Source organism: Nocardiopsis sp. iso_237 (assembly GCF_056173345.1).
Map to the genome: position 1 here is coordinate 3,669,526 of NZ_CM149669.1, position 22,315 is coordinate 3,691,840.

The 22,315-nt window shown below is 73.2% G+C and carries 17 protein-coding genes; 8 read left to right on the plus strand and 9 right to left on the minus strand.

The window, feature by feature from the left end; all coding sequences use genetic code 11:
* The first annotated feature begins 138 nt into the window (after positions 1-138).
* Positions 139-1,581 (plus strand): NCS2 family permease, encoded by a 1,443-nt coding sequence (locus AC0VYM_RS16930; RefSeq protein ID WP_475453233.1) that lies wholly within the window; start codon positions 139-141, stop codon positions 1,579-1,581.
* A gap of 93 nt (positions 1,582-1,674) precedes the next feature.
* Here the strand turns inward: AC0VYM_RS16930 and dctA are convergent, their stop codons facing one another.
* On the minus strand, positions 1,675-3,105 hold the full coding sequence (gene dctA, locus AC0VYM_RS16935; protein ID WP_475463070.1) for a C4-dicarboxylate transporter DctA: 1,431 nt from the start codon (positions 3,103-3,105) through the stop codon (positions 1,675-1,677).
* Positions 3,106-3,324: 219 nt separating this feature from the next.
* Here dctA and AC0VYM_RS16940 point away from each other — a divergent pair, with 219 nt between their 5' ends.
* Together AC0VYM_RS16940 and AC0VYM_RS16945 are read left to right on the plus strand one after the other, a co-directional pair.
* On the plus strand, positions 3,325-5,934 hold the full coding sequence (locus AC0VYM_RS16940) for a molybdopterin-dependent oxidoreductase (RefSeq protein WP_475453235.1): 2,610 nt from the start codon (positions 3,325-3,327) through the stop codon (positions 5,932-5,934).
* Positions 5,931-6,947 carry an FAD binding domain-containing protein gene (locus AC0VYM_RS16945; protein ID WP_475453237.1) on the plus strand — a complete coding sequence of 339 codons (1,017 nt, stop codon included), beginning with the start codon at positions 5,931-5,933 and terminating at the stop codon, positions 6,945-6,947. Before AC0VYM_RS16940 ends, AC0VYM_RS16945 begins: the two co-directional genes overlap by 4 nt.
* Positions 6,948-7,023: 76 nt before the next feature.
* On the opposite strand, the gene AC0VYM_RS16950 is transcribed toward AC0VYM_RS16945, so the two are convergent.
* Complete coding sequence (locus tag AC0VYM_RS16950) at positions 7,024-7,371, minus strand: MerR family transcriptional regulator (protein WP_475453239.1); 348 nt, start codon at positions 7,369-7,371, stop codon at positions 7,024-7,026.
* Positions 7,372-7,427: 56 nt separating this feature from the next.
* Here AC0VYM_RS16950 and AC0VYM_RS16955 point away from each other — a divergent pair, with 56 nt between their 5' ends.
* Positions 7,428-8,171, plus strand: coding sequence for an SDR family oxidoreductase (locus tag AC0VYM_RS16955; RefSeq protein WP_475453241.1), 744 nt, complete (start codon positions 7,428-7,430; stop codon positions 8,169-8,171).
* Positions 8,172-8,286: 115 nt separating this feature from the next.
* Here AC0VYM_RS16955 and AC0VYM_RS16960 read toward each other — a convergent pair whose 3' ends face one another.
* Both AC0VYM_RS16960 and AC0VYM_RS16965 read right to left on the minus strand, forming a co-directional pair.
* The gene (locus AC0VYM_RS16960; RefSeq protein WP_475453243.1) at positions 8,287-9,267 is read right to left on the minus strand and encodes a D-alanine--D-alanine ligase family protein; all 981 of its coding nucleotides are present in this window, start codon (positions 9,265-9,267) and stop codon (positions 8,287-8,289) included.
* Positions 9,268-9,292: 25 nt separating this feature from the next.
* A complete protein-coding gene (locus AC0VYM_RS16965; protein ID WP_475463071.1) occupies positions 9,293-10,525 on the minus strand; it encodes an aminotransferase-like domain-containing protein in 1,233 nt (410 codons plus the stop codon).
* A 556-nt stretch (positions 10,526-11,081) separates the two neighbouring features.
* On the opposite strand from AC0VYM_RS16965, the gene AC0VYM_RS16970 reads away from it, so the two are divergent.
* Positions 11,082-11,696, plus strand: coding sequence for a hypothetical protein (locus AC0VYM_RS16970; RefSeq protein WP_475453245.1), 615 nt, complete (start codon positions 11,082-11,084; stop codon positions 11,694-11,696).
* A 305-nt stretch (positions 11,697-12,001) separates the two neighbouring features.
* Here the strand turns inward: AC0VYM_RS16970 and AC0VYM_RS16975 are convergent, their stop codons facing one another.
* Both AC0VYM_RS16975 and AC0VYM_RS16980 read right to left on the minus strand, forming a co-directional pair.
* Positions 12,002-13,297: a GAF domain-containing protein gene (locus AC0VYM_RS16975; protein ID WP_475453247.1), complete on the minus strand. Its 1,296-nt coding sequence runs from the start codon at positions 13,295-13,297 to the stop codon at positions 12,002-12,004.
* Between the two features lie 465 nt (positions 13,298-13,762).
* Positions 13,763-15,325, minus strand: coding sequence for a PucR family transcriptional regulator (locus AC0VYM_RS16980; RefSeq protein WP_475453249.1), 1,563 nt, complete (start codon positions 15,323-15,325; stop codon positions 13,763-13,765).
* 144 nt (positions 15,326-15,469) lie between these two features.
* Between AC0VYM_RS16980 and speB the strand changes: the two genes are divergently transcribed.
* Positions 15,470-16,429, plus strand: a complete 960-nt coding sequence (gene speB, locus AC0VYM_RS16985; RefSeq protein ID WP_475453251.1) for an agmatinase — start codon at positions 15,470-15,472, stop codon at positions 16,427-16,429.
* 45 nt (positions 16,430-16,474) lie between these two features.
* Here the strand turns inward: speB and AC0VYM_RS16990 are convergent, their stop codons facing one another.
* A complete protein-coding gene (locus tag AC0VYM_RS16990; RefSeq protein WP_475453253.1) occupies positions 16,475-17,098 on the minus strand; it encodes a TetR/AcrR family transcriptional regulator in 624 nt (207 codons plus the stop codon).
* A gap of 208 nt (positions 17,099-17,306) precedes the next feature.
* Positions 17,307-18,146 carry a dimethylargininase gene (gene ddaH, locus AC0VYM_RS16995; protein ID WP_475453255.1) on the minus strand — a complete coding sequence of 280 codons (840 nt, stop codon included), beginning with the start codon at positions 18,144-18,146 and terminating at the stop codon, positions 17,307-17,309.
* 246 nt (positions 18,147-18,392) lie between these two features.
* Between ddaH and AC0VYM_RS17000 the strand changes: the two genes are divergently transcribed.
* Positions 18,393-19,487, plus strand: a complete 1,095-nt coding sequence (locus AC0VYM_RS17000; protein ID WP_475453257.1) for an alcohol dehydrogenase catalytic domain-containing protein — start codon at positions 18,393-18,395, stop codon at positions 19,485-19,487.
* Positions 19,488-19,530: 43 nt separating this feature from the next.
* On the opposite strand, the gene AC0VYM_RS17005 is transcribed toward AC0VYM_RS17000, so the two are convergent.
* The gene (locus AC0VYM_RS17005; RefSeq protein ID WP_475453259.1) at positions 19,531-20,397 is read right to left on the minus strand and encodes a hypothetical protein; all 867 of its coding nucleotides are present in this window, start codon (positions 20,395-20,397) and stop codon (positions 19,531-19,533) included.
* A gap of 239 nt (positions 20,398-20,636) precedes the next feature.
* On the opposite strand from AC0VYM_RS17005, the gene AC0VYM_RS17010 reads away from it, so the two are divergent.
* Positions 20,637-22,301, plus strand: a complete 1,665-nt coding sequence (locus tag AC0VYM_RS17010; RefSeq protein ID WP_475453261.1) for an FAD-binding dehydrogenase — start codon at positions 20,637-20,639, stop codon at positions 22,299-22,301.
* Positions 22,302-22,315: the final 14 nt, after the last annotated feature.

A 22,315-nucleotide genomic window follows, 5' to 3' on the forward strand; every position in this document is an offset into this window, starting at 1 on the left:
GGATCTCCGACGCCCTCGGCCCCGGGGCGGGTCGTCAGGACGGAAACGCCCTGACCCGACCCAAGGTTGACTACTCGAAGTAGCAAACCCCCCACCCATGGTGATATCCACCGTGCTCATATCCCTCCAGGAGGGGACGTGACCGAATCCAACGACACCGGAGCGCGGCCCGGCCCGCGCTCGGGTACGGATCGATCCTGGCTCGACCGGTTCTTCTTCGTCTCTGAGCGGAACTCCACCTTCGGGCAGGAGGTCCGCGGCGGACTGACCACGTTCATGGCGATGGCCTACATCATCGTCCTGAACCCGATCATCCTCAGCGGTGTGGCCGACGTGAACGGCGACCACCTCTCCGCAGGACAACTCACCACGATGACCGCCCTGGCCGCCGGGCTGGTCACCATCATGATGGGCGTGGTCGGCCGCGCCCCGATCGCCTGTGCGGCGGCCCTGGGCGTGATGGCCGTGGTCGCCTACCAGGCGGCCCCGCAGATGGCCTGGCCCGAGGTGATGGGCCTGGTCGTCTGGCAGGGCGTCGCCATCATCCTGATGGTCGTCACCGGCGTCCGCACCGCCGTGATGAACGCCCTCCCGCACGACCTCAAGCTCGCCATCGGGGTCGGCATCGGCCTCTTCGTCTCACTGATCGGCCTCACCAACGCCGGGTTCGTCAGCGCGAGCGACGGCGGCAGTCTGCTCCAGATCGGGGCTGCGGGCGGCGGCGGGCACCTCGACGGCTGGCCCGTCGTGGTGTTCGTGGTCGGGCTCGTCCTGGCCAGCGTGCTGCTGGCGCGCAAGGTGCCCGGGGCGATCTTCTACGGGATCATCGGCGCGACCGTGCTCGCCGTCGTCCTGCACTCCGCCCTGCGGCTGGACCCCGACTCCTGGGGCGGCGGCGTGCCCGCGCTGCCCTCCAGCCCGGTGTCCACGCCCGACTTCGGCCTGCTGTTCCAGGTGGACATGTTCGGCGCGTGGACCACGGCCGGACCGACCACCGCCGGGGTCATCCTGTTCACTCTGGTGCTGGCCGGCTTCTTCGACGCCCTGGGCACGATCCTGGCGATCGGCACCAAGGCCAACATCGCCGACCAGGACGGGCAGATGCCCCGGGTCAACCAGATCCTGGTGACCGACGGCGCCGGCGCCGTGACCGGTGGCCTGACCAGCTCCTCGGCGACCCTGGTGTTCGTGGAGTCCACGGCGGGCGTGAGCGAGGGCGCCCGGACCGGTCTGGCCAGCGTGGTCACGGGGCTGCTGTTCCTGAGCGCGGTCTTCTTCGCCCCGGTGTTCGGCATGGTGCCCGCCGAGGCGGCGTCCGTGGCGATGGTGCTGGTCGGCGCCATGATGATGATGCACGTGGGGCAGATCGCGTGGACGGACGTCTCGGTGGCCATCCCCGCGTTCCTGACCATCGCGATCATGCCGTTCGCCTACGACATCGCGAGCGGGATCGGCATCGGGATCATCGCGCACACCGTGATCAGGTCGGCGCAGGGGCGGTTCGGTGAGGTCGGCTGGCTCATGTGGATCCTGAGCGCGGTGTTCGCCTTCCACTTCGCGATGCACGCCCTGGGGCTCTAGGCCGGGCGGGAGCCGTCCGCACACGGCCCCGCCTCCACCCGGCACGGCCGGGCCGCCGTCATCCGACGGGCGGCCCGGCCGTCGCCGTCGCGGCTACCGTTCCGGCCCCGGCTCGGGTTCGCTCCGCCGCTCCTCGGCCGCGGGGGCGGACACCGTGACGGGCTCCGCGTCCCCCGCCTCCTCCGCGCGCTCCGGGGTGTCCTCGGCCTCGGTGTCCTCCTGGCGGGCGGGCGGCTCCCTGCCGTCGAGGACGGCGCGCATGCGCTCCATGTCGAGCTGCCCCTCCCACCTGGCGATGACGAAGGTGGCCACGCAGTTGCCGAGCAGGTTGATGGACACGCGCATGGTGTCCATCAGGCGGTCGGCGCCCAGGAGCAGGGCCACGCCCGCGGCCGGGAAGGCGCCGAGCGCGGTGGCGGTGGCCGACAGGGCGAGGAAGGCCGATCCGGGGACCCCGGCCATGCCCTTCGAGGTCAGCAGGAGGATGAGCACCATCATCAGCTGGTCCGCGATGCTCAGGTCCGCGCCGAAGGCCTGGGCGAGGAAGAGCGCGGCGATGGGCAGGTAGATGGCCGCGCCGTCGAGGTTGAAGGAGTACCCGGTGGGCACCACCAGGCCGGTGGTGGCCTTGGAACAGCCCGCGTTGGTGAGCTTCTGCATGATGCGCGGCATGACCGCCTCGGAGGAGGCGGCACCGATGGCGAGGGCGAACTCCTCCTTGGTGTAGCGCAGGAACTTCCAGAGGTTGACCCCGGCCAGGACGCGGGCGATGACCGCGAGGGCCAGCAGGAAGACCCCGGCGGCGGAGTAGCAGGCGATGATGAGCATGCCGAAGCTGCTGAGCGAGGACAGGCCGTAGGCGCCGATGACGAAGGCCATGGCTCCCAGGGCGCCCAGCGGGGCGACGCGCATGATCCAGCCGATGCAGGTGAAGATGACGTCGGTGAAGCGGTCGATGAGGTCGAGGATCGGCTTGCCCCGCTCCCCCAACTTGGACAGCGCCAGGGCGACGAACACGGCGAAGAACAGCACCTGGAGCAGCGAGTTCTCGGCGAAGGCGCCCACGACGCTCTCGGGGATCACGTCCAGGAGGAACTGGGCGAACCCGGGGATCTCACCGCCCTGGGTCACCTCCTCCAGCGCGCCGGTGTCGAGGTCGGCGGGGTTGACCTCGAAGCCCACGCCGGGCTTGAGGAGGTTGGCCACGACCATGCCGTAGAGCAGGGCGAAGGCGGTGACGACCTGGAAGTACACCAGCGCCTTGATCCCGATCCGGCCCACGGCGCCCAGGTCCCCGACCTTGGCGATGCCCGTGACGATCACGCAGAAGATCAGCGGGGCGATGAGCATCTTGATCAGTCGGATGAAGCCGTCGCCCAGGGGGCGCAGGCTCTCTCCGAACGAGGGCCACAGGTGTCCGATCAGCACACCCACCACGACGGCGACGATCACCTGGAAGAACAGGGACCGGTAGAAGCGGGGGCGGGGGCGGTCGGGTGCTTCGGTTTCCGTGGCTGCTGCCATGCGGGCCCTCCACAGGGGGTTCTTTGACATTCGGAATCTCTATTCCTCATGGCGGAATAGAGATTCCGACAGAGTAACGGGCGTCACATTGGCCACGCAAGGCACATCAGCACAAACCGGCAGGTAACAACGGTGGCCACACCCAGGGCCTTTGACACCGGACTTTTCGCCGCCTTAAGTTGTCAATGTCAACTTCCGAACCTCCCAGGGAAGCCGCCCATGGACACCAGCGTCAACGGCGCACCCTCCCCCGCCCCCGACGACCCCGGCCTGAGCGCCGCCGACCACCTGCGCGACCGGCTCGGACTGACCGGCACCAAGATCGCCTGCGGCTCCGGCGTGTGCGGGGCCTGCACGATCCTGGTGGACGGCGCTCCCACCGCCTCCTGCCTGCTGCCCGCCGACCACCTCACCGGACGGTCGGTCACCACCGTGGAGGGCCTGGACGGCGTCCACCCCGTACAGCGCGCCCTCGCCGCCCACGACGGACTCCAGTGCGGCTACTGCACGCCCGGCTTCGCCGTCGAGGCCTCCGTGTTCGTGGACGCCTGGCGCGCCGAACACGGGGACACCCGCCCCGACCGCGCAGCCGTCGCGGACGCGCTCGCCGGACACCTGTGCCGGTGCGGTGCCTACGAAGGGATCTTCGCGGCCGTGGCCGCCGCCTGCGCCGGGGAGTTCGACACCGAACCCGACCAGGCGCCACCGCGCTCCGACGCCCCCGACAAGGTCACCGGGCGCGCGAGGTTCAGCGCCGACCACGCCCCGCCCGGCACCTGGGAGGGCGTGATCGTGCGCTCGGCGGCGCCGCACGCGCGGGTCCGGAAGGTGAGCGCCGCCCCCGGCCCCGACGGAGCCCCGTCGCCGCTGGTGGACCTGCTCGGGGAGGACCGGGTGGTGCGCTACGTCGGCCAGCCGATCGCCGCGGTGGCCGCCCCCACCCGGTCGCTCGCCCGGGAGCTCGCGGAGGCCGTGCGGGTGGATCTCGACCCCCTGCCCTCGGTGACCGACCCCCGCGCCGCGGCCGCCCCTGGCGCCCCGGTGCTCTACGGCACCAAGGAGGAGCGCGAGGCCGCGCCCTCCTACGGCGAGGCCCCCACTCCCCCGGCCCCCTGGAACGGGAACGTGCGCGGCCCGGGGGTGCTCAGCTGGCGCGGACCCACCGCCGTGGCCCGGCTCCGAGCCGCCGCGCGTCGCCGGGACCCGCTGCTGGTGGCCGAGGAGTACACCACCGCCACCCAGGTGCACAGCCCGCTGGAGCCGCACGTGAGCGTGGCCTCGTGGGTGGACGGGGACCTGTTCCTGCACGTGTCCACCCAGTCGGTCAGCAAGATCGCCGACATGGCGGCCCTGCGCTGGAACCTGCCCCGGGAGCGCGTGCACCTGGTGGCCGAGTACGTCGGCGGCGGGTTCGGAGCCAAGAACTCGCTCTCCCCCGACGTGGTGGCCGCCGTGGAGCTGGCCCGGCTGACCGGCCACCCGGTGCGGGTGTGCCTGGACCGCTCCGAGGAGCTGACCGACGCCGGGCACCGGCCCGCCACCCGTACCCGGGTGGCCCTGCTGGCCGGAGGGGACGGTTCCCTGCGGGCGCTGAGCGTGGACTCCCACGGCGACGGCGGGGTGTCGGTGGGCTCCAACGCGGCCGTCCTGGCCGCGCTGATGTACGGCCGCTCGCCCCGCCGGGTCCGCGACTACGACGTGGTGACCAACCGGCCTCCGGCGGCGCCCATGCGGGGTCCCGGCGGGCCGCCGATGGCCTGGGCGCTGGAACAGGCCGTGGACACCATGGCACTGCGACTGGGCGAGGACCCGCTGGCCCTGCGCCGCCGCTGGGACGGCAACCCGAAGCGTCGGGCCCTGTACGAACGCGTCTCCGAACTCCCCCTGTGGCGGGACCGGCGGCGCGGGTCGCGCACCGGGAGGTATCGCCGCGGGGTGGGACTGGCCGCCGCCGGCTGGCCGTACCTGCTGGCGCCCGACGCCCGGGTGGAGCTGGCGGTGGAGGGCGGCGCCCTGGTGGTGCGCTCGGCCACCCAGGACATCGGTACCGGCATCCGCGCCGTACTCGGGGGCGTGGTCGCGGACCGGCTCGGCGTGGACGCGGCGGACCTGCGGGTGGAGATCGGCCGGAGCTCGTCGGTGCACGGCACCGGCTCCTTCGGCAGCCGCACGACCACCTCCATGGGACCGGCCGCCGCCGACGCCGCCGACCGGCTGCGCGCGGCCCTGCGCGAGCACTCCCCCGACGTGCCCGCCTCGGGACCCGTCCCCGAGCACGTGTTCAAGGAGGCGCTGGCCGCCGCCGAGGGTGTGAGCGTGGTCGGGGAGCGCCGCCGTGACCGCTGGGGGCAGCTGACCCCGAACTTGGGCGACCTGGCCGTCGGACGCGGGATGAGCGGCGCCGTCCACGTGATGGAGGTCGAGGTGGACACCCGGCTCGGTCGAGTGCGCCCCACCCGCTGCTGGGCGGGGATCGCCGCCGGTCGCGTCTACGACGAGCGGCTGGCGCGCAACCAGTGCGAGGGGGCGGTGGTCCAGGGCGTGGGCTACGCGCTCTTCGAGGAGCGGCGCGACGACCTCGCCACGGGGGTGGTGCTCTCCGACGACCTGGAGGACTACCGCCTCCCCGGCATGGGCGACGTGCCCGAGACCGAGGTGTACTTCCACGAGGAGGGGTTCGAGCACGTGGCGGGCGGCGGGATCGGCCTGGGCGAGGTCTCGGTGGTGGGTGTGGCGGCTGCCCTGGGCAACGCCGTGTACGACGCCACCGGCTGGCGCCCGCACGACCTGCCGCTGCGCCCGGACCGACTGATCGGAGGACTGCGTTGAGCACGCCGCGAGGAACCACCACGACCGTCACCCGTTCCACGAGCGTGGCCGGAGCCGTCCGGGAGGTCGTCGCGGGCGCGCGGCCGCGCGCCGGGGGCACCGACCTCGCGACCTGCGTGGAGGCCGGGGTGATCGCGCCCGGCCCCCTGGTGGACCTGTGGGGCGTACCCGAGTTGCGCGGACCCCGGTGGGACGCCGAGGGAGCGGTGCGGATCGGCGCGATGACCAGCGTCGCGGAGCTGGGAGCCGACCCGCTCCTGGCCGAGGCCTACCCGGGTCTGGCCGCCGCGGCACGGGCGCTGGCCACCCCGCAGGTCCGGGGGACGGCGACGGTGGGCGGCAACCTGCTCCAGCGCAACCGCTGCCCCTACCTGCGCAACCCGGCCTTCGACTGCTTCCAGACCGGCGGGGACTCGTGCCCGGCCCGTTCCGGTGACCACCTGCGCGCCGTGGTGGTGGACCAGGGCCCGTGCGTGGCCCCGCACCCGTCGTCGCTGGCGGTGGCGCTGCTGGCCTACGACGCGTCCGTGGTGGTGCTGGAGCGGGGGTCGGAGGCGGAGGTCGAGCGGGGCCTGGCCGAGCTGTACGACGGCGGCGACCCCACCCGGGACCACGTGCTCGCCCCCGACGACCTGCTGGTCGCGGTGGCCCTGCCCGCCCCGGTGCGGGGCGGGCGCGCGGCCCACCTGCGCGTCGCGGGGCGCGCACGGGCGGAGTGGCCGCTGGTCGAGGCGGTGGTCCGCCTGGAGTGCGCGGAGGAGGGCCGGGGGCCGGTGACCCGCGCGTCGGTGGCGGTGGGCGGGGTGGCCCGCACCCCGCTGCGGCTACCCGGCGTGGAGCGCGCCCTGGTGGGCGCGGTGCCCGGCCGGGCCCTGGACGGGGCCGTGGACCGGGCTCTGGAGGGGATCGTGGATCTCTGTTCCCCGCTGCCCGACACCGGGTACAAGGTCCACCTGCTCCAGGAGACCGTGCGGGACGTCCTCGAACGGGCCCTGGACGCACCGGCCGGATGACACCGGCCGGAGGCACGTGATCCGGGGTGGGGGCCGGGTGGGCCGCCGTGGCGTGGCGGCCCACCCGGCCCGTGGTTCAGTCGGAGTGGTCCGCCGCGGCGAGGATCAGGTCGTCCATGCGGGCCAGGGCCGCGTCCAGGGCGTCGATCCGTTCGACGATGCGGCCGCGCTCGTGCACCAGCATGGCCCGCTGTTCGGCGTTGGTGGCCCCGGTCTCGACACACGGGAGGAGCTCGGCGATCCGGCGGCTGGACAGGCCCGCCGCGTAGAACTGCTGGAACAGGCGGACCCGGTCGACGGCCCCCTCGTCGAACTCGCGCTGCCCGCCCGGACCCCGCTCGGAGCGGAGAATGCCCTGCTCCTCGTAGTACCGCAGCGCCCGCACGCTGACTCCGGAACGCCTGGCGACCTCACCGATGCGCACGAATCCCTCCCCGACCCTTGAACCTGACGTTGACGTCAGGTCCTAGTGTCCCGGACATGGACACTTCGTCAACCCGCACCCAGCACTTCGCCGTCGAGGGCTCCGTCGCCCTCGTCACCGGCGCCAACCGCGGTCTCGGCCGACTCTTCGCCAAGCAGCTCGTGGAACGCGGCGCGGCGCGCGTGTACGCCGCCGCCCGCCGCCCGGCGGAGATCGATCTCCCCGGGGTCGTGCCCCTCGAACTCGACATCACCGACGACGCCTCCGTGGGATCGGCCCTGGCACGGGCGGGGGACGTCACCCTGCTCGTGAACAACGCGGGCATCAGCAACTGGACCAACCTCGTGACGAGCGACCTCGCCGTGCTCCGGCAGGAGATGGACACCAACTTCTGGGGCACGCTCGCCATGGTCCGCGCCTTCGCCCCGGTGCTGGGCGCGAACGGCGGCGGCGCGATCCTGAACGTCCTGTCGGCGCAGTCGTGGTTCGCCTTCCCCGGGACCAACGGCTACCACGCGACCAAGGCCGCGCAGTGGGCCCTGACCAACGGCGTCCGGCTGGAACTCGCTGACCAGGGCACCCTGGTGACGGGGCTGCACCTCGGCGCCGTCGACACCGATTTCAGCGCCGCCTACGACGGCCCCAAGGGAAACCCCGGCGACTCGGTCCGAGCCGGGCTCGACGGTCTGACCCGTGGCGCCGTCGAGGTGCTCGCCGACGAGTGGAGCGCCCACGTGAAGCGTTCTCTGGCCGACGATCCGACGCGCCTGGCCGCGGAGATCAGCGGCGGAGCCGTGTGAACCGCGCCCGTCGGGCCGCGTGAACGCCCGGTCCGACCCGGCGGGCCGACCCGACACACACCGAGGGCCCGCCAGCACGGCGGGCCCTCGGGGCCGGTGTTCGGTCTGGTCCGGGTCAGCCGCGCAGGAGCGCCTGGTGGGCGAGCTCGCGGCACACGACCGCGAAGTCCAGTCCGGCGGCGGCCGCCGCCATCGGGAACGTCGAGGTCTCGGTCAGGCCGGGGGCGACGTTGGTCTCCAGGAAGATGGCCTCGCCGTCGGCGTCCACGATGAGGTCGGTCCGGGAGAAGTCGCGCAGACCCAGGGTGCGGTGGGCGGTCAGGGCCACCTCCGTGGCGGCGGCGACCACGTCCTCGTCCAGCCGGGCCGGGCAGAAGAACTCGGTGCGCCCGGCGGTGTAGCGCGCGGCGTAGTCGTAGACCCCGCCGTCCGGGACGATCTCCACCGGGGGCAGGGCCACGGGGCCGTCGCCGGTGTCGAGGACGCCGATGGCCAGTTCGGTGCCCTGGACCTGCTCCTCCACGAGCGCGGAGTCGCTGTAGGCGAAGCAGGAGACCAGAGCGGTCGACAGGTCGGTGACCGAGGTGACCGGTGTGGCACCGAAGGCCGAGCCGCCGCGGTCGGGCTTGACGAACAGCGGCAGGCCCAGGCGGTCGGTCAGACGGTGCAGCAGGGCCGGGGCGCCCAAGTCGTGGAAGGCCGACTTGGGCAGGGTGGCGCCGCGCGGCACCCGCACGCCCTTCGCGGCGAGCAGGGCCTTGGCGGCGGGCTTGGTGTAGGCCAGGCGGCAGGCGTCGGGCCGGGCGCCCACGTAGGGCACGCCGACCAGCTCCAGGACCTCGCGGATCGCGCCGTCCTCCCCCGCCGCCCCGTGCAGGACGGGGAAGACCACCTGGGGCGGGTCGGCGGCGAGCCGGTTCAACAGCCCGGCGTCGACGTCGGCGACCTGGACCTCGACGTCGAGGCGGCGCAGGGCCTCCGCGACGCTGCGGCCGGAGTGGACGCTCACCTCGTGTTCGGGGGACAGCCCTCCGGCGAGGACGAGGACCCGGTCAAGGTCGGCCACGGCGCGGACCTCCTTCTGTGCTGCGGTCATGGTGCTGTGCCCTTACGAGAGGATGTCAGGGCAGGTCAGGGGTGGGTGCCTGGCTGCCTTCGGTGGGCGTGGAGATCGCGGGACCGAAGGTGTCGCGCAGGTCGATCTCGCCCTCGATCGCGGCCACGAGGCGGCGGACGCCCTCGCGGATCTGTTCGGGGGTGGGGTAGCAGAAGCTGAGGCGCATGCTGTCCCGGCCGCGCCCGTCGGCGTAGAAGCCGGTGCCCGGCACGTAGGCCACGCGCTCGTTGAGGGCGCGCGGCAGCATGGCCTTGGCGTCGATGCCCTCGGGCAGGGTGGCCCACACGAAGAACCCGCCCTCGGGGCGGGTCCACGTGCATCCGGCCGGCATCATCGCCTCCAGGGAACCGAGCATCGCGTCGCGGCGCTCGCTGTACATGGAGTTGAACGCCTTGATCTGTTCCTTCCAGGGGAAGGTGTTCAGGTAGCGGCGCACCACGAGCTGGTTGAACGTGGAGTGGCTGAGCATCGCGGACTCGGCGGCCAGGACCAGTTTGGCGCGCACGGCGGCCGGGGCCAGGGCCCAGCCGATGCGCAGGCCCGGGGAGAGGGTCTTGGAGAGGGAGCCGAGGTAGATGACGTTGCCGCTGCCCTGGGAGTACAGGGTGGGTTCGGGTTCGCCGTCGTAGCGGAGCAGGCCGTAGGGATTGTCCTCGACCACGAGCACGTCGTGGCGCTCACAGGCCTCCATGACCCGGGCGCGGCGCTCGGCGCTCATGGTGATCCCGGCGGGGTTCTGGAAGTTGGGGATCGTGTAGAAGAACTTGACCGGCCGCCCGTCGAGCTCGGCGCGGACCAACGCCTCCTCCAGCTCCTCGGGGACCACGCCCTCGTCGTCCATGCCCACGTGGCGGATGTCGGCCTGGAAGGCGGCGAAGGTGTTGATCGCGGTGACGTAGGTGGGGGCCTCGGTGAGGACGACGTCACCGGGGTCGACGAAGACCCGGGTGACCAGGTCCAGGGCCTGCTGGGATCCGACGGTGACGATGACGTCGTCGGGGCTGGCCTGGACGCCCTCCAGGGTCATGTACTCGCAGATCTGCTCGCGCAGGACGGGGTCGCCCTGGGCGGAGCCGTACTGGAGCGCGGTGGCGCCCTCCTCGGAGACGACGTCCTTGACGAGGTCACCGAGCTGTTCGAGGGGCAGGGCGGCCACGTTGGGCATACCGCCCGCCAGGGAGACGATCTCCGGCCGTGAGGCGACCGCGAAGAGTGCCCGGACCTCCGATGCGACCATGCCCTGTGCTCGGAGTGCGTAGCGGCCGACGTGCGGGTCGATACGCGAACCCTGTTGGCTGGGCTGCTGCTCTCGGTGGTCAGCGGACACGATCCACCTCCGAAGGAAGGACGGTCTGTGGGCGGCCGTCGGTGCGGGACGATCAGGGGATCGTCGTTGATCCCCTGGTTCGACGCCGGTCACGGCCCGTTGGTTCACCGTTGGCCCCCTGTGGCGTTCGGGCCGTGGGGAGCCTGGCGGTGCGGTGTTCGGCTGGAGTGAACCGTGGTGGAACACGGTTCGGGAAATGTCCCGAGTCTAGCCCAGCGGCGGTGTCCGCGCGTTCGCGCGGTGTGTGGCCTGCCCTTTCCCGTCGTCGCCCCCACCGGGTGGTTCCGTCGTCTCACCGGGCACGGTACCCACACGCGTGTCCCGACTCACACCGGGTTGACTCGATCATGGCGCACTTTTCACCCTTATATCCTGAGTCGGACATAGGGCACTTAAGCCACATCAGCGACATTGGTTCGGTGGACCAGCGCGCCGGGCACGGCGCCACCGACCCCAGGGGGAAGTCATGGGAGTCCGCTCGACCACCGTCACCGCGTCACTGGCGCTGCTCCTGTGCGCACCGCTCACCTCGTGCACCGCCGACGAGGCACCGGAGCAGAGCCCCGACGCCGCGCTGCTGGAGCTGGAGCGAGCCGCCGACGCCCTGTCCGTGTCGATCCTGCGCCCCGGAGCCGAGCGCGCCTTCGCCCGCAAGGGCCACCCCGTGGCCGCGCCGCTCGAGTGCACCGCCGTACCCGAGGGCGGACCCTCCGCCGGGCCCTCCGAGGACCTGGACGAGGACGCCGTCACGGCGGGCGGCGACCAGGAGGCCGCGGCCGGGGACCAGGAGGGGGCGTCGGGCGAGCAGGCGCGTGGGGGCCGACTGGAGGTGCTGTGCACGGGGCAGAGCCGGGACGGCGAGCAGGTCCTCTTCGAGGGGCGGCTGCTGCGCGAGGCGTTGGCCGAGCGCGAGGTCGGTGACGACAGCCTGCGCGGGGACTTCACCGGCCTGGTCGGTGAAGAGGAGGTCTTCACGATGGACTGCTTCCAGTGCTCGCCCTCGAACGCGGAGCCACCGGAGAAGGACGCGGCGGCCTCCGGGTCGCCCGAGGCGGCCGAGCCGCCCGCCGAGACGGAGTAGTTCCCACGCCCGGCTCCGACGCGTGATGGTACGGCCCGGGGATGCACACATCCCCGGGCCGTACCTTCGTGTGCGCGGTGGCCCCGGAGTCTCCCCCGACACTCCCGGGGCACCAGCCCGTCGGCGCGTCCGCTGTGAGCCCCCGTCACCCCCCTCAAGGCGCGAAGGACGCGGACGCGTCCCGCACCGGTGAACAGCCCGCCGTGCCCTCTCTTGCCCGGAGGCCGCCCACCGGTGTGCGGGCCGCGCAGGAACAGTTGATCCCATTCCCACGGCGTCGGCAACGGTTGCAACAGGTTGCGACGTCATCGCCCAGAGCGATCGAACAGGTCCTCCCTGCGCACGCGCTCCCGTAGTTCCCGCACACCCGGCGCCGACGAACCGGGCAGCAGGTCCACCGACGACTCCGGGGAGAGCACCCGGACCCGCACGTCGTCGGAGAAGCGGTAGGGGCGGCTCTCGATCACCCCGCCCAGGTTGCGCCGCACCCGGGAGAGCTCGGCCCGTACGGTCACCACGTGCTGGTCGGATCCGAACACGTCATGGGAGAGCTGTGTCCCGGTACGTCCGTCGCGGTGGACGGCCAGCAGGAGGAGGAGCTCGGTGTGGCGCGGGGACAGGCGCTGCGACCACTCGCCGCTGTCCCCCGCCACCGACACGGTGGCGGAGCCGGACCGGGTCAGGTCCAGGGTGACGGTGGAGGGCACGGCCCGGTCCCCCGGGCTGGGACGGATCAGCCAACCACCGGGCAGCGGTTCCAGGGCGCACTCCCCCAACGCCGGAAGCCACGCGATCCCGCCCTCGCAGTGTTTGGGCAGCAGCACCCGCCGGACCGGCTCCATGTGGACGGCCGCGGCGGTCCAGCCGGTGTCGTCCACCACCAGCGCGGGCCGGGAGAGCCCCGCCAGCAGCGGCGCGGCCACCGAGCGCAGCCGCTCCAGGTGGCTGTGGTGCAGGCCCTGGAGGTGCGCCTCGGCCAGCTGGGCGACCGCGTTGACCAGGGCCAGGGTGGTGGGGTGGACGGTGGAGACCGGGCCGGTGACGTCGATGGCACCGAGCAGGCGCCCGTCACGGGGGTCGTGCACGGGGGCACAGGCGCAGGTGAGGGCGTGCAGGCTTCGCACGTAGTGCTCGGCGGAGTAGACCTGGAGCGGGCGCCCCACCACGAGCGCGGTACCGATGGCGTTGGTGCCCACGCTGCCCTCGTTCCAGAAGGCGCCCTCCACCAGGCCGACCCGGTCCCCGACCGTGCGCATCCGGCGCGAGCCCTCCCGCCACAGCACCTGCCCGGACGCGTCCGTCACCAGCATGATGTGCTCGGCCTCGTCGGCCACCGACACCAGGGAGCGGCGGATCAACGGGAGCACCTCGGAGATGGGTGAGGCGTCCCGGTAGCGTTGGAGTTCGTCCAGCCGGGCCATCCTGGGCGGCGGCGCGCTGTCCGGGTCGATACCGAACTGGCGCATGCGCCCCCAGGAGTCCTCGATCACCGGGCGCAGGGGCGCGGGTTGCGGCCTCCCGGTGAGCAGCGCGTCGTGGACACGTCGGAGCAGGACGGCGTGCTCGCGGGCGTTCGCCCCGGAGGGCAGCGCGGTGTCCAACCGGGGGAAACGTACGCCCGGGCCACGGCCCAGGGACTGGCCCCGCCCACTCACAGCGGACTCCGGCGGAGCGCGGTCGCGCCGCGGAGGCGGTCCCCGGCGACGTGGCGCCACCAGTCGGGTGGGGCCTCGGGCCCGACCACCCCGCGCCCGCCCGTGGACCGGAACCCACTCAGCTGGTCACTAGCGATCATGTGGGCCCCCAGGTCCTCAGGTTCGTCAAGGAGAACCCCAGTTTCCTGGTTCGGGTCGGGCGGGGCCAACGGAACCGCGAGACGCGTTCTATTCGGAGGGTCTTTCGGGCGGCTCCTTCCGATTCCTGTGGGGATCAGCGGCGACTGAGCCTCGCTGTTCACCACGGTTCCTCCACGGGAAGGCATCGCACCACCGGAGTTCTCGAACACGCGACCCGGGCGTGGGCGTGGCCGGAAGCGGCCACCCGCTCCACTGGGCGGAGTTCTTCTGCTATAGGGGTCGCCCGTCGGGCTCGGAACCGGTATGGCGGGTGAGGGCGAACCACAGGCGCATGCGCTGTTCGGCGTCGGCCAGGTCCACGTCCAGGTCCCGTTCGATGCGACCGATCCGGTAGCGGACGCTGTTGCGGTGCACTCCCAGGTCGGCGGCGGCGCGGTCCCAGTTGCCGTGGCGGGCCAACCAGGTGCGCAGGGTCTCCCGCAGTGTCCGGGCGGCCGCGGTGTCCCGGGCCAGCGGCCCCAGGAGCGCGCGGCTGAGATCCTCGGCCCCGGCCGGATCCAGGAGGGTGTCGAAGGGGTCGGCGCCCTCACCCCAGAGCAGCGAAGCCCCCAGGACGCGGGCGCGGACCAGTAGTGCCGCCGCCTGGCGGTCGGCCCGGGGCAGTTCGCGCGGCGGCACGGGCGGGCTGAGGGCGGCGATCCACCCACGGGACCCGAGCAGGTCCAGGTGCTCCCTGTGGGCCTCCTCGCCCCGGTCCGCGAGCACCGCGCGCATGGTGTCCTCCGGGTGCGTGCCGCCGTCGGACGCGCGTACGCGGTCGACCAGGTGTGTGCCCAGCGACGGGCCCGCCGCCCCGGTGCCGTCGGCCGCCGGGGGCCGGGCCCGCAGCACGCGGTGGAGTCCGGTCGCGTTCGTTGGTCCCCCGGGGGCGGTGAGCCCGGTGAGCAGGGGCAGTGCCGCCTCGTCCAACTCACCGTCCAGGAGGAGGCCGGTGAGCAGCCTGCCGGGGACGGCGGAGGTGTCGTCGACCGTGCGGGCGAGCAGGTCGAGCAGGGCCGTGGCGGTGCGCAGGACGGCGCGGTCGGTGATGCCCAGGGGTTCGGGGCGGCCCACGAGGACCACGCCCCAGGGCGGGGAGCCGACGGTGTGGAGGAAGACCTCGTCGGGACCGCTGGGGGCCTTGGCGCCGCGCGGCCCCGCCGGTGCGGTGAGCCGGTCCAGCAGGGGGCGCAGGTCGGGGTCGACGGTGCGGGGCGCGCCGGGGGTGCGGTGGGCGGGTGCGGCGGGGTCCGTGGGTTCCAGGGCCGCCCAGCCGCCGAGGGCGTCGGCCAGCACGGCGAGGACCCGTTCCACGGGGGCGGCGGCGGTGGCCGCGCGGGCCAGCCCCTGGTGGGCCTCACCGAGTCGGCGCACGTCGCGCAGGTGGCGTTCGGCCAGTTCCTCACCGACCGCCCGGCTGACCGCCGCGAAGGCGGTGGAGCCAGGCACCTCCACCAGCGGCAGCCGCTGGGCACGGCACTCCTCGACCAGGAGCACGGGCACGGTGGCGTGGACCGGGGCGACCCCGAAGCCGACGGCGGCGACCCCCGCGCGCACCAGGGAGGCCACGTACGCGCGCGCCTCCTCCCGGGTGTCGGGCAGGTTGACCCCGGCGGTGAGAAGGAGTTCACCGCCGCGCAGGTAGGCGGCGGGTTCGACCATCTCGCTGGCCACGGCCCAGGTGACGCCCGGGTCGCCCGCCTCGACCACGGTGGTCAGGGCGAGGTCGCGGCGGCCCGTGACCACGCTCAGGGGCACGTCGTGGCTGTCCGCCGCACCCGTAGCACCGACCATGTGTCCCCCTCCCCCGCGCACCACGCGCGTCCTTTGGATGGTTCATCCAAAGAACAGAGCCGCCTCGTACGGTTCGGCCACTGGAGCGGAGCCTAGCCGCTCCCTACGCTGGCCGTGACCGAGCCCGCGACAGGAACGGACCAGATGAACAGCCCGATCGGACCCATTGACTCCAGCCTCGTCCCCCGCTTCGCGGGCCCGGCGACCTTCGCGCGGCTGCCCCGGATCGACCAGGTCGAACACGCCGACGTGGCCGTCGTGGGAGTCCCCTTCGACACCGGGGTGTCCTACCGGCCCGGGGCCCGCTTCGGGCCGTCCGCGATCCGCGAGGCCAGCCGCCTGCTGCGCCCGTACAACCCGGGCCTGGACGTGGCCCCCTTCGAGCGCCTCCAGGTGGTGGACGGCGGGGACATCGCCGTGAACCCGTTCTCCGTCGGGGACGCAGTGGAGACCCTGGACCAGGGCGCCTCCGCGTTCGTCGACGCCGGGACCCGGCTGGTCACCCTGGGCGGCGACCACACCATCGCGCTGCCGCTGCTGCGTTCGCTGTACCGCAAGCACGGTCCGATCGCCCTGCTGCACTTCGACGCCCACCTGGACACCTGGGACACCTACTTCGGCGAGCCCTACACACACGGCACCCCGTTCCGCCGGGCCGTGGAGGAGGGGCTCCTCGACACCGAGGCGATCGCGCACGTGGGCACGCGGGGACCGCTGTACGGCAAGCGCGACCTGGAGGAGGACCGCCGCTTCGGATTCGGGATCGTCACCGCCGCCGACGTCATGCGCAAGGGTGTGGACGAGGTCGCCGACGCCCTGCGCCAGCGCATCGGGAACCGTCCGCTGTACGTGTCCGTGGACATCGACGTCCTGGACCCGGCGCACGCCCCCGGCACCGGCACGCCCGAGGCCGGTGGCCTGACCAGCCGCGAGCTCCTGGAGATCCTGCGCGGGCTGGCCGACCTGAACCTGGTCGGCGCCGACGTGGTCGAGGTCGCCCCCGCCTACGACCACGCCCAGATCACCTCGACGGCCGCCTCGCACGTGGCCTACGACCTGGTCGGTCTGCTGGCCCTGAACCACCAGCGGAGGTCCGAGGGCTAGGTCGTGTTCTTGGATCATTCCGCGCGCGACCGGCGGCGGCCCCGCTCAGGAGCCCGCGGGGTGGCGTTCGCGCAGGTGCGACCAGGTGAGCGCGGTGACGTGCCCGGCCATGGTGTCGGGCGTCTCGTCGGGGTGGTCCAGCAGCCAGTCCGCGAAGGCGTCGGCCGTGCTCACCGCGACGCGCGCGAGCAGTTGGGCGTCGCGGGGTTCGAGGGTGCCGTAGCCGTCCCGGGTACAGGAGGTGATGAGCTCGGCCACCTCGGAGGTGACGCGGTCACGCATCCGGGTGGTCTCGCCGGCGAAGGGCTCGCCCTGGACGGCGGCGCGCCGGTAGAGGACGGTCCAGCTCTCACGGTTGTCCACGACGAAGGTGAAGAAGGCCTGGATCCCCCGGCGCAGCGGGTCGTCGCCCTCGGGCGCGCCGGGGTCGTGGACGGCGGATCGGACCGCCTCGACCAGCCGCTCCATCTCCCGGCGGACGCAGGCGACGAAGATGCCCTCCTTGGACCCCAGGTAGTGGTACACGGTCGGCTTGGAGGTCCCGGCGGCCGCCGCGATCTCGTCCACGCTGACCGTGCGGTAGTCGCCGCGCGAGAACACGGAGACGGCGGCGTCGATCAGCTGCTGTTCCCTGACACCGCGCGGAAGTCTGCGTTGTTTGGTCGTCACGTGAACCGAGCCTAAGGGGGTCGGTGGTCACGGCCGCGGGTCGTTGGTCCGGGGCCGCCGGACCGGCTCCGGCACGGAGGTGCGGGGCGGGCGTGACCTGTGCGGCCTCGGCCACGCCGGGTCGGGCACGTGGCGCATCCCACAGCGCGGAGGCCGGGGCGGACACCGCGTACCCGCGGTGCCCGCCCGGCGCCGGTCCCCGGGCGGGTCACCGCGTGAGCGCGTCCCTCAGTTCGAGGGTGCAGCACTTGGCCCCGCCACCGGCCTTGCGCAGCTCGTCCAGCTCGACCGGGTGGACCGTGAGGCCCTCCGCCCGCAGGCGGTCCGCGAGCCCGACGGCCTCGGCGGCGATGACCACGTCACGGCCGTCGCAGACGGCGTTGAGCCCGAGGACCGAGGCGTCCTCCTCCGTGGCGATGAGCGCGTTCGGGAAGAGCGAGCGCAGCACCCTGAGACTGCCCTCGGAGAAGGCGCCGGGGTAGTAGGCGATCCGGTCGCCCGACAGGGCGAACAGCGCGGTGTCCAGGTGGTAGAAGCGCGGGTCGACCAGTTGCAGGGTGACGACCGGGCGGCCGAGCAGGCGTTCGGCCTCCTGGTGCGCGGCGGCCTCGGTGCGGAACCCGGTGGCGGCCAGGATGACGTCGTCGAGGGTGATGAAGTCGCCCTCGCCCTCGTTGACGTACTTGGGCTCCAGGGTCTCGGTGTACCCCTCCTGGCGGAACCAGTCCAGGTAGGCCGGACCCTCCGGTGTGCGTTCGGCGCTGGCGAACCGGGCGCCGTAGACGCGGCCGTTCACGACCAGGGCGCCGTTGGCGGCGAAGACCATGTCGGGCAGCCCCTCGATCGGCGCGATCTCGCTGACCCGGTGGCCGAGGGACCGGTAGAGGTCCCGCAGGCCCTCCCACTGGCGGATGGCGCGGGGGCGGTCCACCCCGGCCGCCGGGTCCATCCAGGGGTTGATCGCGTACTCCACCGCGAAGTAGGTGGGACGGCACATCAGGTAGTGCCGTCGTGGGAGCGCGGCCACGGGGCCGTCGGGTCGAGCCATGGAACCTCCCCGTCGAGGTGTACCGGAGACCGAGCGGCGCGCGCTGGTCCGAGCCCTGACCACACCGCGGCCTCCGGCGGACAGAGGGGAGATACCCGCCCCGAAGCCCCGCCAACACAGGCTTTCCGCAAAGGGGGGCCCTCGGCGCCCGACGGCGACACGGCTCTCGGGGAGGCGCACCCGGGCAGGAGACCGACCGGCCGGTATTGCTAGGGTCGCGGGACTTCCGCGATTGGAGAGCTCACCATGAGTACGACCGTCAGGGCAGCCGTCTTCCTCGCCACCGGTGCTCCCCCCGAGATCCGCGACGTCGTCCTGCCGGAACCGGGCCCCGGCCAGGCGCGGGTCCGGATGGTCGCGGCGGGCGTGTGCCACTCCGACCTCTCGCTGTCCGACGGAACCCTCCCGCAGACCTGGCCCGCCGTGCTCGGCCACGAGGGCGCGGGCACCGTGGAGGCGGTCGGCCCCGGGGTGACCGGGGTCGTGCCGGGCCAGCAGGTGATCCTGAACTGGGCACCGGCCTGCCGGGTCTGCTGGTTCTGTGAACAGGGCGAACCCCACCTGTGCGAGCGCGCGCTGGACGGAACGCTCTCCCCCTACGCCGAGCTCGCCGACGGCACGCCCGTCTACCCGGGGCTGAACACGGGTGCCTTCGCCGAGGCCACGGTGGTGCCGGTCAGCGCCCTGGTGCCGCTGCCGCAGGGCGTCGACCCGGCGGTCGCGGCGGTGCTGGGCTGCGCCGTGATCACCGGCTGGGGCGCGGTGAACAACGCCGCGAAGGTGCGCCCGGGCCAGTCCGCGCTCGTCCTGGGCATGGGCGGGGTGGGTCTGTCGCTCCTCCAGGCGGCCCGGATCGCCGGCGCGGACCCCCTGATCGCGGTGGACGTCTCCCCGGAGAAGGAGGACCTGGCCCGCTCGCTGGGTGCCACCGACTTCCTGGTCGCGGGCCCGGACACCCACCGGACCGTGCGGGGACTCACCGCCGGGCGCGGGGTCGACCACGCCTTCGAGGTGGTGGGCCGGGCCGAGGTGGTGCGCACCGCGTGGAACTCGTCGCGGCGGGGCGGGACGGTGACGGTGGTGGGTGTGGGTTCGCACCGGGACGAGGTGTCCTTCAGCGCCCTGGAGCTGTTCCACCAGGCCCGCACGCTCCAGGGCTGTGTGTACGGGTCCTCCGACCCGGCCCGGGACATCCCGTTGCTCGCGGAGCCGGTCCGCTCCGGTGACCTGCGCCTGGCCGCCATGGTCACCGACGAGATCCCGCTGGAGGGCGTTCCCGGCGCCTTCGAGCGCATGCGCCGGGGGCGGGGCGGACGGTCGCTGATCCGGTTCGGCTCCTGAGCGGACGGGGCGCCGGGCCCGGACGGCGGGCGCCCTCGGGGGGTCAGCGGTCGGCCGTTCTCCCTCCGGGGCGCTCGACCGGCTCCCCGTGGGCGTCCAGCAGGGTCACCTGGACCTCGGGCAGGGGGCGGGCCCGGCCGGGCACCGGGAGCCCGACCAGCGGGCGCTGGGTGCCCAGGACGACCGTCCAGTAGGCCGCCCCGACCAGGACCGGCCCGACCAGGGATCCGGGCAGGACGATCGTGTAGAGCAGCAGGCCGAGCACGGCCAGCAGGGTCTGCGTCCAGAGCGTCTCACCGCCGCCGCCCACGTGCTGCCAGCCCAGGAGCAGGGCCAGCACCGTCACCACGAGGGGCACGGAGTCGAAGGTGAGCGTCATCACCGGCAGGAGCACCGTGTAGACGACGAGCACGTCGGACAGCACCCCCAGGGCGCGGCCGACGGCCAGGGCCGTGAACTCGCGCCGGTCGCCGGGCAGTTGGAGGACGCGGAACCACTCCTCCTCGGGCAGGGGCCTCCCGGAGCGGACGCGGCGCAGGAGCGCGCGGTTCGACCGGGCCAGGTGCAGGAGGTAGGCCAGGAAACCGCCCACGAGAACGGTGCCCGCCAGGGCGAGGACCGGTTCGGGGAGGTCGCCGGGGACCGGCGCCGACCAGCCGAGGTCCGCGACGGACACCCCGTCGGCGGTACCCACGAAGGCCATCGCCAGCAGGACCTCGACGAGCAGGAACCAGGCACCGGCGCGGAGGCCGTCCGCGTGGTGGGTGGTGTGCGGACCCGTGCCGCGCTCGCACCGCGCGGCGGCCCAGGACCGGGCCAACGGGGGCGACACCACGGAGTACGCGAGCAGGACGAGCGCCACGACGGTGGCCACCGGGCCGGGATCGAGGGTCGGGGGTTGGAAGTACACGGGGAACCTTCTCGGGAGGACGCGCTCGATGACCCGTGCGAGGCAACGAACCTCGGGTGCGCGACAGCGAGATTCTGTCCGAACAATCACCTTTTGTCACACCTGGGCTTGTCACCCTCTGACAAAGGATGTGGCGGCGGACACACACCGGTCTTGTCGCACGATCCAGGCCGGTGCACAGTCGACACCATCACGCACGCCGCGCCCTCGGGGCGCGGACGACCCCCGAGGAGAACCGCATGGGTACCGGAGTCGACCAGGCCGACGTCGTCGTCGTGGGGGCGGGGCTGGCCGGACTGGCCGCCACGGCGGAACTGGCCGACGCCGGGAAGCGGGTGATCCTGCTGGACCAGGAGCCCGAGCAGTCGCTCGGCGGACAGGCCTTCTGGTCGTTCGGGGGGCTGTTCTTCGTCGACTCCCCCGAACAACGGCGCATGGGCATCAGGGACTCCAAGGAGCTGGCCCTCCAGGACTGGATGGGGACCGCCGCCTTCGACCGCCCCGAGGACGCGTGGCCGCGCAGGTGGGCCGAGGCCTACGTGGACTTCGCCGCCGGGGAGAAGTACTCGTGGCTGCGCCAGCAGGGCCTCAAGGTCTTCCCGCTGGTGGGGTGGGCGGAGCGCGGCGGCTACCTCGCGGACGGGCACGGCAACTCGGTACCGCGCTTCCACATCACGTGGGGCACCGGACCGGGCGTGGTCGAACCCTTCGAACGCCGGGTCCGCGCGGCAGCCGAGCGCGGCCTGGTCTCGCTGCGCTTCCGCCACCGGGTGGACGGTCTGGTCGTGACCGACGGAACCGTCACCGGGGTGCGCGGCGCGGTGCTGGCCCCCAGCGACGTGGAACGGGGACGGGCCAGCAGCCGCGAGTCCGTGGGCGAGTTCGAGATCGGCGCGCAGGCCGTCATCGTGACCGCGGGGGGTATCGGCGCCAACCACGACCTGGTCCGCCGGAACTGGCCGGAGCGGCTGGGCACCGCGCCCCGGCACATGCTGTCGGGGGTGCCCGCCCACGTGGACGGTCGCATGCTCGGCATCACGGAGGAGGCCGGCGGCGAGATCATCAACCGGGACCGGATGTGGCACTACACCGAGGGCATCCAGAACTGGGACCCGGTCTGGGCGGGACACGGCATCCGTATCCTGCCCGGCCCGTCGTCGCTGTGGCTGGACGCGACCGGTCGGCGGCTGCCCGCCCCGTACTTCCCCGGGTTCGACACGCTGGGCACGCTGGACCACATCATGAGGAGCGGCCACGAGTACACGTGGTTCGTGCTGTCCCAGAAGATCATCGAGAAGGAGTTCGGGCTCTCGGGCTCCGAGCAGAACCCCGACCTGACCGGGAGGGACGTGAAGCTGGTCCTCCAGCGGGTGCTCCCCGGCGCCCCGGGACCGGTGGAGGCCTTCAAGCAGAACGGGGCCGACTTCGTGGTCGCGGACCGGCTGCCCGAGCTGATCCGGAAGATGAGGGAGGTCGCGGGCGACGACGTCCTCGACGCCGACACGGTGACCCGCGAGGTGGTGGCCCGCGACCGGGAGATGGTCAACACCTTCACCAAGGACCTCCAGGTCATGGCGATCCACGGCGCCCGCAACTACCGGGGGGACCGGCTCGCCCGTGTGGCCAGACCCCACCAGATCCTCGATCCCAAGGCCGGTCCGCTGATCGCGGTGCGCCTGCACGTCCTCACCCGCAAGACCCTCGGGGGCCTGCACACCGACCTGGACGCCCGCGTGCTCCGGGCCGACGGCACGCCGCTGCCGGGGGTGTACGCGGCCGGTGAGGTGGCGGGGTTCGGCGGCGGCGGCGTGCACGGCTACCGGTCCCTGGAGGGCACCTTCCTGGGCGGCTGCCTCTTCTCCGGCCGCACGGCGGGCAGGGCCGCCGCGGCCGCCCTGGGCTAGGCGCGGCGAGGGGG